The sequence below is a fragment of the Pseudomonas sp. 05N433 genome, from assembly GCF_056396925.1.
The window spans coordinates 1-12813 of the sequence record NZ_JBFTML010000094.1 but is presented as its reverse complement, the minus strand read 5'-3'; the positions used below and the strand labels follow the sequence as shown (position 1 = coordinate 12813).

General features: G+C 53.7%; 11 protein-coding genes and 1 pseudogene. 11 read left to right on the top strand and 1 reads right to left on the bottom strand.

What is annotated here, in order from left to right; translation table 11 throughout:
* Nucleotides 1-1505: 1505 nt before the first annotated feature.
* The 11 genes and pseudogenes from AC1DIS_RS29140 to AC1DIS_RS29090 all read left to right on the top strand — a co-directional run bounded on the left by AC1DIS_RS29140 (nt 1506) and on the right by AC1DIS_RS29090 (nt 12095).
* Complete coding sequence (locus AC1DIS_RS29140) at nt 1506-2630, top strand: glycosyltransferase family 4 protein (RefSeq protein WP_477744331.1); 1125 nt, start codon at nt 1506-1508, stop codon at nt 2628-2630.
* A 133-nt stretch (nt 2631-2763) separates the two neighbouring features.
* Nucleotides 2764-3885 carry a DUF1972 domain-containing protein gene (locus AC1DIS_RS29135; RefSeq protein ID WP_064616868.1) on the top strand — a complete coding sequence of 374 codons (1122 nt, stop codon included), beginning with the start codon at nt 2764-2766 and terminating at the stop codon, nt 3883-3885.
* Nucleotides 3882-4949 (top strand): dTDP-glucose 4,6-dehydratase, encoded by a 1068-nt coding sequence (gene rfbB / locus AC1DIS_RS29130; RefSeq protein ID WP_064616869.1) that lies wholly within the window; start codon nt 3882-3884, stop codon nt 4947-4949. The genes AC1DIS_RS29135 and rfbB overlap by 4 nt, the downstream gene beginning before the upstream one ends.
* 44 nt (nt 4950-4993) lie before the next feature.
* Nucleotides 4994-5872 (top strand): glucose-1-phosphate thymidylyltransferase RfbA, encoded by an 879-nt coding sequence (rfbA, locus tag AC1DIS_RS29125; RefSeq protein ID WP_064616870.1) that lies wholly within the window; start codon nt 4994-4996, stop codon nt 5870-5872.
* Nucleotides 5869-6408: a dTDP-4-dehydrorhamnose 3,5-epimerase gene (rfbC, locus tag AC1DIS_RS29120; RefSeq protein ID WP_064616871.1), complete on the top strand. Its 540-nt coding sequence runs from the start codon at nt 5869-5871 to the stop codon at nt 6406-6408. The genes rfbA and rfbC overlap by 4 nt, the downstream gene beginning before the upstream one ends.
* Nucleotides 6409-6839: 431 nt before the next feature.
* Nucleotides 6840-7142, top strand: coding sequence for a hypothetical protein (locus tag AC1DIS_RS29115; protein WP_477744330.1), 303 nt, complete (start codon nt 6840-6842; stop codon nt 7140-7142).
* Nucleotides 7143-7228: 86 nt separating this feature from the next.
* Nucleotides 7229-8341, top strand: a complete 1113-nt coding sequence (locus tag AC1DIS_RS29110) for a polysaccharide biosynthesis/export family protein (RefSeq protein ID WP_173861152.1) — start codon at nt 7229-7231, stop codon at nt 8339-8341.
* A gap of 14 nt (nt 8342-8355) precedes the next feature.
* The gene (locus tag AC1DIS_RS29105) at nt 8356-9015 is read left to right on the top strand and encodes a YjbF family lipoprotein (RefSeq protein WP_064616874.1); all 660 of its coding nucleotides are present in this window, start codon (nt 8356-8358) and stop codon (nt 9013-9015) included.
* Entirely contained in the window at nt 9012-9779 is a 768-nt protein-coding gene (locus AC1DIS_RS29100) for a capsule biosynthesis GfcC family protein (RefSeq protein WP_064616875.1), read from the top strand. Before AC1DIS_RS29105 ends, AC1DIS_RS29100 begins: the two co-directional genes overlap by 4 nt.
* A gap of 8 nt (nt 9780-9787) precedes the next feature.
* A pseudogene (locus tag AC1DIS_RS29095) lies at nt 9788-11739 on the top strand (YjbH domain-containing protein).
* Complete coding sequence (locus tag AC1DIS_RS29090) at nt 11736-12095, top strand: VanZ family protein (protein WP_230138974.1); 360 nt, start codon at nt 11736-11738, stop codon at nt 12093-12095. Before AC1DIS_RS29095 ends, AC1DIS_RS29090 begins: the two are co-directional and overlap by 4 nt.
* Before the next feature lie 149 nt (nt 12096-12244).
* On the opposite strand, the gene AC1DIS_RS29085 is transcribed toward AC1DIS_RS29090, so the two are convergent.
* Nucleotides 12245-12813 (bottom strand): glycoside hydrolase family 99-like domain-containing protein (locus AC1DIS_RS29085; protein WP_477781264.1); only part of this gene is annotated, 569 nt, incomplete at its 5' end.

Here is a 12813-nt window from a genome sequence, read left to right as displayed (position 1 = left end):
CAATTGAAGTATGCATCCGCAACAATAGGAACGCAGCTAGTAGGTTGGTTGCCATATCTGTTGGCCTCCTTGCTTTTAGGAGCTTCATTTGCTTCCGTCTTCAATATACTCCAAAGACTGGCAATGCTTTCAACCTTCATATCGGTATCAATAAATTCTATATCTGCGCCTCGATTTTCAGAGCTTGCCAGTCGATCAGACTATCGAGCCATAAAAAAAATATTTTGGTCCAATACAAAGAAGTTGACTTCCTTCTCCTGCATTTATTTGGTTTCGCTGCTGGCGTTAGTCAGGTTTAGTGAACAAATACCGGAAAGCTTCCACGTCGCATGCTACATCGTATTGTTAGGCTTTTTTGTAAATTGCTCTACATCAGTGTGCGGATATTATTACCAGAACGCTTCAAATATTCACCATCTTAACGTGGCGCTGTATCTGACTGTCGCACTATCTCCGTTCGTGACTTATTGGCTTTTAGGGGGCTGGGGCACGTTGGGTGCAGCAGTTGCCATCGGGAGTACCATTGCATGCGTTAATGTAATCTTATTCCCTCTAGCAACACTAGACCTTAATCGGCGCACATCGACAAATGTCATTAGTTCAACTCAATCGTAGCTAAACCTTCAGGTTTGTCATGACACTCACACAGAGCCAGCTTGTACAAGTTAACTTCCTTGTTGTGGTTTACTCTACCAACCCTAGTTTAACCACTACGCTCAAATCGCTAGCTACCCTGGATTTTCAGTCGGCAGGAATTATCCCAAAGTTTTCAATTTGGGATAATTCTGAGCAGGGATTCGGAGAGGCATCAATCCCAACATTGCCTGGCCAAATAACGTATCACCACAGTGGAAAAAACGAGCACCTTTCGAAGGTATACAACACTCTGATCTCCAATAGTGCAGGCTCGGACTATTTTATAGTTTTGGATGACGACTCCAGCATAACTAATGATTATATATCAAGTTTGGATTTGTTTTTCAGGAGCCGTGTGCCAGTGGCGGTGCCTCAAATTTTGTTCAATCACAGCCTTATATCACCTGGAACCATAAAGGGGGTTCGTGGCAGAGCATTGAACTTACAGAGTTTGGCGACAGGTCCCGTCCCATCTAAAAATATAGTGGCAATGATGAGCGGGACTGTCATATCTAAAGAAGCGCTGTCGCGGGGCCTAAAGTTTGATGAGCGCTTGAGTTTCTATGGGGTTGATACACGATTTTTCATCGACTACGCGAACTGCTATAACGAAATATTTATTCTCAAGACATCAATTCCCCATAGCTCGGCACTCAGAGAGGGCGGACAAGCTTATGCCAAAAAGGTTCAGCGATTCCGAAACCTCATACTGTCGAGGCCATTGGTTTTCGATTACGTAAAATATCATAAATTTAAAATATCATTATATGTGCTGTTGTTTAGCCTGAATACATGCCTTAAAGAAAGAAATATCAGGTATTTATCACTGATGTTACTTGCACTACATGTGCTGAGTCCAAGGAAATCATATGCGAGATGAAATACTTTGCCTTCATCAAAGCTCCGAGCTGTACGGTTCAGATCGAAGTTTCCTTACGGCAATTGAGTCGATTTCCGTAAAAAAGAGAATTTACTGCATTCTGCCTTTTCTTGGAGACCTCTCTCCGCTAGTTAATAGCATGGGGGCCGAAATAGAGTATTACCCCTATGGAATACTGAGAAAGCAGAAGCTAAAAAAACCATTCAGCTATAGCGTGGAACTCATCAAGGCGACCTTGTATTATGCAAAAAAATATAAGGCGTTTAATGCAATATACATAAATACGACCGTTATGTTGTCCGCGCTGGTCGCTGCCGGATTTTATAGATTTTCCAAGAAAAGTTTCTTTTGCCATATCAGAGAAATTCCCGACAAAAAACTCATTGGGATCTTCCGTTTACTCCTACGGTTCTCAGGTGCAAAACTAATATTCAATTCCGAGGCTACGAAATCCGCTTTTAATCTTCCTGGAACAGTAATTTATAATGGTGTAGCCCCCCTTTACAACGTCCCATCGCTGCGTACTGAAAGAGACTGTAAGAATCTACTTCTGATCGGCAGGATAAACACCTGGAAAGGGCAAGACTTTTTCATTGATGTCATTGGAAAATTGGCCAATAACGCAAGAAATGACTTTCGCATAAGGATAGTGGGTAGCCCTTTTGAGGGGTACGAATATCTGGAAAAGGATTTAATCGAAAAAGTAAAATCATATGGGATCTCCGACAACGTCGAATTTTTCCCTTTTTGCTCGGACCCAACCGAGCATTTTCAATGGGCAAGCTATGTTGTTGTCCCCTCTACGAAGCCGGAGCCGTTCGGTCGAGTAGCGATCGAAGCGTACTCTGTCGGAAAACCAGTGATAGCTGCGGGCCATGGTGGTTTGGTAGAGATCGTTAACCATGAAAAAGATGGCTTCCTTTTCATCCCTGCCAATCAAAGCAGCCTTGAGGATGTCCTGCTAGGACTTCCTTCGCCGGGCAGTCCTCTGTACGAAAAACTGAGTAAGTGCGCGCTTGATACTTATTACAAAAAATTCTCAATAAAAAGCTATAAAAAGAACATCGTTTCAATACTGGAAACTTCCGTTAAAAGCAGCTCGACTGTTGTTTAGGTGAATGCGGCGGAAGTTCACGCATTGAGCAAGCCAGAAACTATAAATCCAATATTTAGAGCGGATTAAAAGTACATTAAGAACTTCAGGTAAATCTGAGACCACCTCACATTTAAAGAACCAAAAAGCCTCTATGAAAAACCTCTATATCCTCGGCATCCGCGGCGTTCCCGCCAAACACGGCGGTTTTGAAACCTTCGCCGAAAAGCTCTCCCTCTACTTGGTCAAGCAGGGCTGGAAAGTCACTGTCTACTGCCAGGAAGACGGTTCCGGCGGTATATCGACCAGTGAATGGAAGGGGGTTCATCGCATTCATATCCCGATCGCCAACACCGGCGTGGCGGGCACGGTGTTTTTCGACTGGAAGGCTACCGTCCATGCGCTGGGCCAGAAGGGATTGTTTCTGACCCTCGGCTATAACACGGCGGCGTTCAATATTCTGCAGCGGGTCAAGGGCCAGACCAATGTCATCAATATGGATGGCATTGAATGGCGACGGGAGAAGTGGGGGTTGGTGGCGAAGACCTGGTTCTGGTTGAACGAGCGAGCAGGTTGCTGGATCGGCAACCACCTGGTGGCCGACCACCCGAAAATCAAGGATCACCTGGCCACCCGGGTCAAGGATTCGAAGATCACCATGATCCCTTATGGCGGGGACCGGGTGAACGAAGCAGACCCGACCGCCCTGGCTGATTATGGCCTGGAGCCCCATGGTTTCTCGGTGGTTATCGCCCGGCCGGAGCCGGAGAACTCCTTTCTGCAGGTCGTCAAGGCTTTCAGCAGCAAGCGCCGTAACCATAAGTTGGTGGTGCTGGGCAACTTCACGCCAGAGAAGAACGAGTACCACAAGCGGGTGATGGACGCGGCCGGCAAGGAAGTGATCTTCCCCGGTGCCATCTATGAGGCGGCGGTGGTTCGGGCGCTGCGGTTTTTCAGCCGCTTTTACATTCATGGCCATCAAGTAGGAGGCACCAACCCTTCGCTGGTGGAGGCATTGGGCGCCGGCTGCTCGGTGATTGCCCATAACAACCATTTCAACCGTTGGGTCGCCGGTGATGCGGCGGTGTACTTCGATGACGAGCACGACTGCGCCAAGTTGTTCGAGAAGTACCTGCGCGATGACCACAGCCATTTGATCGCGGCGATGAAGGCTGAAAGCACCCGCCGCTTCAACGAAAAATTCACTTGGGAAAACATCCTTTCCCAGTACGAAAAATTACTGATCCAGTGGTATCCCAAGGAGTACAGCAAGTGACCCAACGTATTATCGTCACCGGCGGTGCTGGTTTTATCGGCTCCGCCGTCGTTCGCCATCTGATCGACAATACCGATGTGAGCGTGCTCAATATCGACAAGCTCACCTACGCCGGCAATACCGAGTCCCTGGCGTCGGTGGCGGGTAGCCCCCGGTATGAATTCCAGCAGGTGGATATCTGCGACACAGCGGCGCTGCACGAGCTGTTCGCGCGTTTCCAGCCCGATGCGGTAATGCACCTGGCGGCCGAATCCCATGTGGACCGTTCCATCGACAGCCCATCGGATTTCATCCAGACCAACATCGTCGGCACCTACAGCATGCTGGAGGCCAGCCGCCGCTACTGGTCAGGGTTGGCGGCGGAGCAGAAACAGGGCTTTCGCTTCCACCATATCTCCACCGATGAAGTTTATGGCGACCTGGAAGGCACCGACGATCTGTTCACCGAGACTACGCCCTACGAGCCGAGCTCGCCGTACTCGGCGTCCAAGGCCGGCTCCGACCATCTGGTGCGCGCCTGGCACCGCACGTATGGCCTGCCGGTGCTGGTCACCAACTGCTCGAACAACTACGGGCCCTTCCACTTCCCCGAGAAGTTGATCCCTCATGTGATTCTCAATGCCATCCACGGCAAGCCGTTGCCGGTATATGGCGATGGCTCGCAGATCCGCGACTGGCTGTTTGTTGAAGACCATGCTCGAGCGCTGGTCGAAGTGGTGTCGCGCGGTATCGTGGGCGAAACCTACAACATCGGCGGACACAACGAGAAGCGCAACCTGCAAGTGGTGGAAACCATCTGTGAGCTGCTCGATGAGTTGCGCCCCCGCGATGAAGGGCAGGGCTCTTACAAGGAGTTGATCACCTTCGTCACCGACCGCCCTGGGCATGATCGTCGTTACGCCATCGATGCAGGCAAGATTGAGCGTGAACTTGGTTGGCGACCACAGGAAACCTTTGAAAGCGGTATACGCAAAACGGTTCAGTGGTATCTGGATAATCAAGATTGGTGGCAACGGATACTCAACGGCCAATACCGGTCCGAGCGTCTTGGCCACGTTGGCTGAAACATTCAAAACCTGCCTCTATTTAACTTCGAAGGGAATCCCCTATGAAAGGTATCATTCTAGCGGGAGGCTCCGGCACCCGCTTGCATCCCATTACCCGTGGTGTGTCCAAACAGCTGCTGCCGGTCTACGACAAGCCGATGATTTATTATCCGCTGTCGGTATTAATGCTGGCGGGCATTCGCGAGATATTGATTATTTCCACGCCCCAGGACTTGCCCAACTTCCAGAACTTGCTGGGTGATGGTTCTTCTTTCGGCATTGAACTCAGTTATGCAGAACAGCCTTCTCCTGATGGCCTGGCGCAGGCCTTTCTGATCGGCGAGGAGTTCATCGGCGACAGCAATGTGGCGCTGATTCTGGGCGACAACATTTTCTACGGTTATGGCTTCAGCGCCTTGTTGCGCGAAGCGTCACAACGACAGACCGGTGCCACTGTTTTTGGATATCGAGTCAGCGACCCGGATCGTTTTGGCGTTGTCGAGTTCGACGAGAGCGGCAAGGCGATCTCGATCGAAGAGAAGCCTGCGCATCCGAAGTCCGACCATGCTGTCACCGGTTTGTATTTCTATGACAAAGACGTGGTGAGCATCGCCAAGCAAGTCAAGCCTTCGGTACGCGGTGAGCTTGAAATCACCGACGTGAACAATGCTTATCTACAACGCGGGGATCTGCACGTCAGTGTGCTGGGGCGTGGTTTTGCCTGGCTGGACACCGGGACCCATGATTCGTTGATGGAGGCCGGGCATTTCGTCCAGACCATCGAAGCGCGGCAGGGCTTGAAGGTGGCCTGCCTTGAAGAGGTGGCCTATCACCAGGGTTGGTTGTCGGCTGCGGAACTGGATAAACAAGCCACCGCGTTACACAAAACCGGTTACGGACAATACCTGGCGCGCGTACTGACGACGGAGCCTTCGAAATGAATGTCATCAACACCCGATTGCCCGGCGTACTGATTATCGAGCCCAAGGTGTTTGGCGATGCCCGTGGGTTCTTTCTCGAGAGTTATCACGAACAGCGTTATCGCGACGCCGGCATCGAGTTGCCTTTCGTCCAGGACAATCACTCACGCTCGCAGTATGGCGTATTGCGCGGTTTGCACTTCCAGCGGACCCGGCCCCAGGGCAAGTTGGTGCGGGTTACCCAAGGTGCGGTGTACGACGTGGTGGTGGACATCAATCCCGAATCGGCCACTTGCGGTGAACATGTAGGGGTCAAGTTGACCGCCGACAACCATCTGCAGCTATGGGTGCCGCCGGGTTATGCCCACGGCTTCTGCGTGCTCAGCGATACCGCCGATTTTCAATACAAATGCACCGATCTGTATTTCCCCGAGGATGAGGGTGGGCTGCTCTGGAATGATCCGGAGCTGGGCATTACCTGGCCCGTTGAATCGCCTCAACTCTCGGAAAAAGACTTGCGCAACCCACGCTTGCGCGCGGTGTTGAACGGGGAATGACGGGTTAATATTGGTCTATAGTTAACATTAACTATTTATGACCTGATGTTATTTAGCCTTGAATGTTCAGTCACAATAGAACCTAGCGGGACAGGATGCCGGGAAAATCCTGACTAATAATAACAATAGGCGTGAAGGGGGAGTGACTTTTGCTCGGGAGTTTGTGCCGAAAATGCCTTCTCATGTAGCAAACATCTTGGAAAATTGCCTTTTTCCGTCAATAAGTCCTGCTCGGTGCAAGCGCTTTTGTCCATGATGTGACGAGGTTTGGCGTATGGCATGCACTCCCTATAAATGACATTCTCCAAAGGAGGCAATGTGCATGAACTGTCTCGTTCAATTGACGGGTGTCAGTTCATTCACCTGCTGTTCCATTCCCGGTCCCTTAGTCTCAAATCTAATGCAGAGTTGATGTCGAGAAGGAGTCTGATATGAAGAAACTACTTACGGCCGGCTTGCTGGCTGTCATGAGCACTGCAGCGTTGGCGGCGGATGAGCCGGCGAGCGAAACGGCGAGCAAAACGGCGAGCGAAGCAGTGAGCGAAGAGGTGAGCGAGCCATTGTCCTTGAGTACCCCGCTGGTTGGGGGAGTGACGGTCGCAGAAACCGTGGTGATCGGCGCGGCCATTGTCGGCGCTGCGGCGGCCGCTTCAAACTCTGGAGGCAGTTCCAATGGCGGTACCTCTGGAACGGGTGGCACAACCGGTACTAGTGGTACGACGGGTACCAACTAAACCCCGCGAAGTATGTTGTTCAAGATCACTCAGAACTTTCTGGGTGATCTTGTTTTAGATTTGCCCTCGACTAGCGTAGTGCCATTATGATCCGTAGATTATCTGTTGTTATGCTGGCAAGTATCAGCTTGCACGGCTGTATGTTTTCGCCTGGTCAACACATGGACACCAGTCAAATGGTCAGTGACGGCTCTCCGGAAAGTAGCCGGGTGGAGCTTATTCCTATCACGCCTAAATTGATTGCCATGGATGCCGCCACGCAAGTTCGCGAATCCGTTCCCCCAGCGTTGTTGTCCTACGTTCCAGGCGGTTATCGCGTGGGTGCCAACGACCTGTTATTTATCACGGTCTGGGATCACCCCGAGTTGACGGCGCCTTCGGGACCGCAACAGCAACTCGATGCCAACGGGCGTCTGGTGCGTCCGGACGGCACGTTGTTTTATCCCTACATCGGTAATATCCCGGCGGCCGGTAAAACCATCGAAGAGTTGCGGGCCTTTATTGCCGAGCGCTTGTCGCAATTTGTCGAAAGCCCCCAGGTCGACGTCAGCGTATTGCGCTTCGCCAGCCAGACCGTGGTGATTTCCGGTGCGGTGCTCAAGGCTGGCCAACAGCCAATCACTACCACACCGTTGAGCGTGGTGGAGGCCGTTGGCGCGGCCGGTGTGGACCCCTCGAACGCAGACCTGTCAGGCCTGACGCTGACCCGGGACGGGCGCGAATACAAGCTCGATCTGGACACCCTCAATCGCCAGGACTCACAGTTGCAAGGCGTTTACCTCAAGGGCGGCGACCGGCTGTACCTGCCCTATAACGACCAAAAGCGGATCTATGTCATGGGTGAGGTCAATTTGCCTCGCGCACTGAGCTTCAAAGGCAAGTCGATCAACCTGACCGATGCGCTGGGCACAGTGGGGGGCTTGAACCAGACCACCTCCAACGGCAATGCGGTGTACGTGATTCGCGGCGCCGACCACCTGGAAACCGAACCGGCCAAGGTGTTCCAGCTCGACGCAGAATCCCCTTCGGCCCTGGTACTGGCCACCCGTTTCGACTTGCAACCGCAAGACATCGTCTATGTCGGCCCGGCCGGCGTGACGCGCTGGAACCGTCTGATCAGTCAGCTTCTGCCTACGGCCACTGTCCTGGGGACCGGTGCCAGCTCACTTAACGATCTCAGCGAAGCCAACAGCAGATAAGGCTCAATCCCGCCGTGAAAACTTTGCCTACCTGCGCCAGTCTGACGATGGCGCTCTTGCTGTGCGGGTGTAACCCGTTGATGAAGGCCTCCTGGGACACCCTTGAAACATCTGTCGCGGGGCCTGCCTCTATCAATTTGACTCGTGCTCAGGTCGACGCTGTGCCATATCCGCAGATCCTGGTCACCACCCCCTCCAGTGAGGGCGTGATGGCCATGGCTCGTCGGCGGGGCGACCTGCAGTTCTGGGTCGCTTCCGGCAAGCAAGTGCTGCTGATGCGCGACGGCCTGGTGGTGCGCACTGTCGGGCTGGGCGTTTCCCTGGATGGCACTCGCTTCAATGAAGAGTCGCCCTTCAAACGCGGCCTTCAGCATTTGCCCGACGGCTATACCAGCACGCGCTGGATCGACATCTATAACGGCAACCGCATCGGTATCGCGGTCAACAGCCGTTTCAGTCCCCATGGCATCGAAACCATCAGCATTCTGGACAAGGATTACGCCTTGCTGCGCATCGACGAGCAGGTGGATGCACCCACCCTGAATTTCCGCGCCACCAACCGCTACTGGGTCGACCCCCAGGACGGTTTCATCCTGCGCAGCGAGCAGCATCTGACGCCGCAACTGTTTCTGAAAATCGTGCAGGTGCGCCGTGATCGGGGAGCTGCCCGGTGAAGTGTTCAAACCTTTTCTTGCTTGGTCTGCTGTTGATCGGCCCGGGCGTGGGCCAGGCGGCCGTCACGGTCAGCGGTGACGTGCGCAGCCCTGGTCAATTCGAAATCAAGCCCGGTGCGCGCTTGCTGGATGTCATTCGTAACGCCCAACCCAATGCCGAAAGTTACTGGCTGGGCGCGGCGTGGCTGCACCGTTCATTAGTGGACAAGCAGACGCGCTTGAAGGCGGGTGTTTTGTTCGATCTGAAACTGCTGCAACGGGGGGCCTTGCTCGATGGCAAAAACACGCGAGCAGAATTGAGCGCGCGCCTATATGAGCAGGTCGAGCAGCTACCGGTCACCGGACGTCAGGTCGCGGTGCTCGATCCGATCGCTGTGGAAACGGGGTTCGCCCGCAACGCGCTGCTGGATGATGGCGACCATCTGATTTACCCCCAGCGGCCGTCCACCGTGGAAGTTTTCGGGGCGGTCGCGCAGCCTTGTCAGGTGCCTTACCGAGCCCTGCAGGAAGTGCGTGCCTATGCCCGTGACTGCGCCATTCTTGGCGACGCCGAGGGTGATTATTTGTGGCTGATCCAGCCCGACGGCCAGGTTCGGCGCGTGGGCGTGGCGGCATGGAATCGTGAGGACGGCATCGTTGTGGCGCCCGGCAGCAAGATCCTGGTGCCGATCAGGAGCGACGATCTCGAGACGCCGACCCCTGAGCTCAATCAACAACTGGCCGAGTTTCTCGCCACTCAACCGCTGGCTGAGGTGGCCCCTTGAAGTGCCCGTTGAAGTTACGTTTTGCTGCTGCATTGCTCCTGCCCTGCGGATTGGCTCACGGTGAACCGCGCTACACCCAGAGTGATTTTGGTGGYGTCGGTCTGTTACAGACCCCCACCGCGCGCATGGCCCCGGCGGGGGAGTTGAGCGTCACGGCCAGCCGTACCGACCCTTATTCGCGCTACAGTTTTTCCTTGCAGCCACTCGATTGGCTGGAAGGGTCGTTTCGTTACACAGCGATCACCAACCGTAATTACGGCCCCGAGGACTTTAGCGACGGCCAGAGCTTCAAAGACAAGGCCATCGACTTGAAAGCGCGGCTTTGGGAAGAAACTCACTGGGCCCCGCAGGTCGCTATCGGCGCCCGGGATATCGGTGGTACCGGGCTCCACAGAGCACTGCAGTTGTCGCCAGGGCAGGGGACGTGAACACCAACGCTTACTTCAGGGGCCATCCTTCGTTGTTTGGCGGGATTGCCTATCAAACGCCCTGGGAACCACTGAGCCTGAAGATCGAGTACGAGGGCAACGATTACAAGAACGAGCCACTGGACAACCCGCTCAAGCAAGACCTGCCGATCAACGTCGGTGTGGTCTACAAGCTGGCCGACAGCGTCGACCTGAGCGCCGGTTGGGAGCGTGGCAATACGGCGATGTTCGGCATCACCCTGCACACCAACTTTGTCAGCCGCAAGGCACCGGTGAAGACCTATGATCCTCCCGCCGAGCGGCTGCCCGCGCAGGCACCGTTGACTCCGCCCGATCAAGTCAACTGGGCCGATGTCTCCAACCGGCTGCAGCAAAATGCCGGCTACAAGGTCAAACGCATTACCCAGCGCGGCTCGGAGTTGATGGTGTATGGCGAGCAGTCTCGCTATTTCTATTCGGCCAAGGCTGTCGGGCGGGCCAGCCGGATTCTCGATAACAGCGTCAATCAGGACATCGATTGGTTCACCTTGGTGAATCAGCGTTATGACATGTCTATCGAAGAAACCAGCGTGCCGCGGGAAACATTCCGCGCGGTGGTGAACAACGACCAGCCGCTGAAGGATCTGCACCGTACGACCGAGGTCAATCCGGCGACTGCACACCGGGAAACCACGCTCTATACCCAGGCGCTGGAACCGTTCAGCTATGGCTTGGGCCTGGGCTACAAACAGAATATTGGCGGCCCCAATGGCTTGCTCTATCAGTTCACCGCTGATGCCGATGCGGAGTACCGTTTCACCCGCAACACCTGGTGGAGCGGCCTGCTCAGCGTCAACCTGCTGAACAACTACGACAAGTTCACCTACGACGCACCGAGCGGGTTGCCGCGAGTGCGCACCGATTTGCGTCAATACCTGACCACCTCCGATGTGACGATGCCAACGTTCCAGTTCAACCACGCGGCGCAGCTGGATCGGGACTGGTATGGCATGGTCTATGGCGGCTATCTGGAATCCATGTATGCCGGGGTCGGCAGCGAAGTGCTGTATCGACCCACGGGGAAACGCTGGTCATTGGGCGCCGATCTGAACTTTGTGCGCCAGCGGGACTTTGATCAGGGCTTCGGCCTGCGCGATTACCAGACCATAACGGGTCATGTCACCAGCTATACTGAATTGCCCAATGACATGCTTGCAGCGGTCAGCGTCGGGCGTTACCTGGCACGGGACTGGGGTACCACCGTCGACTTGTCACGGGAGTTCAAGAACGGCGTGAAGTTTGGCGGCTGGGTCACCCTGACCACGGCGTCGAAGGCGGAATATGGCGAGGGCAGCTTTGACAAAGGCATTTACATTTCCATCCCGTTCGACGAGCTGTTGAGTACCTCGACCATGCGTCGTGCCAATATCATTTGGACGCCACTGACTCGCGATGGTGGTGCGCGCCTGAGCCGTGCCTACTCATTGCAGACCATGACCGACGGGCGTGACAGCAGCCTGTTCTACAACAACTTCGAGAAAATTACCGAATGATCACATGGCTCAAAGGCTTGATCGAATTGCCGTTCTGGCTCCGGTGCCTGGCCTTTGCCATGGTAACGGCGATACTGCTGTTCGCGGGATTGCGCGCTCAGCCGATCCCGGAACTGTTCGTCGAAGAGGACAAGCTCCATCACTGGATCGGCTTTCTGGTATTTACATGCAGCTGCCGGCTGGCCTTTCCCAATGTGAAATTTCGGTGGGTCGCCGTGGGCTGTTTGCTCACTGGCGTAATCATCGAGGCCGCGCAAGGTATGATGCCGCTGCGCACGGCTTCACCCTACGACATGCTGGCAAATAGTATCGGCGTGTTGATGGGGTTATTGATTTCAAGGTACTGGGTGCGCTGAAAAGGCACGAAATACCAATCAGCCCGCCGGCATGTTGCAACCGCAGATCCTCTCTCTATTCCCCGCCAGTAACACCTCTCTTGCCGATAGCTCGAACTCCCTCAACCCGCTTAATCTAATAAAGGCGAAAAAACAGCTTGCTTTAGAGGCTATTGGGTTTTGAGGATTTTATGTATTTGCTCAAGATAGTCGAATCCAAATTTTTTAGTGGGTTCAATATAAGAGCCTTCCCCGAACTCGTTCCAGCAGCAAATAATGATTGTGTTTAGCGTTTTTTTGGGGTTGCCAAGAAGTTCTGCTTTTGCCCTGGATAAATGCTCTGAAAATTCCTCAGGGGTGCTGTAGGAGTTGTCGTGCGCTGGATCGCTGCTTCCACCCCAAGGAGTTCTATCCCACCCCGAGGTCACTGGGATGACGTAAGGTAAGGGGCTTGTTTTCAACGTAAAGTTCCAAGATTGAGAGTAGCCATCCATCAGCTCCGAATAGCTTTTGGATAGAGTACGAATCTCCGGAGCTTTTGATGGTCCGTACTGATAGTTGTAGGCACTCACTGCATCATACGTCTGATTTGGTAATTCAAGGGTTAGTGAGTCTTTTTTTGAACCTGGCGTCCCAATGAAAAAGATCCCGTTAAGTCCGGATTTTTTTGCTAGCTTACGCGCTCTCGTTAGTAGTTCCTTGGGGGAAGAGCCAAATTTCTCTGAGTCTCTACTAAGCA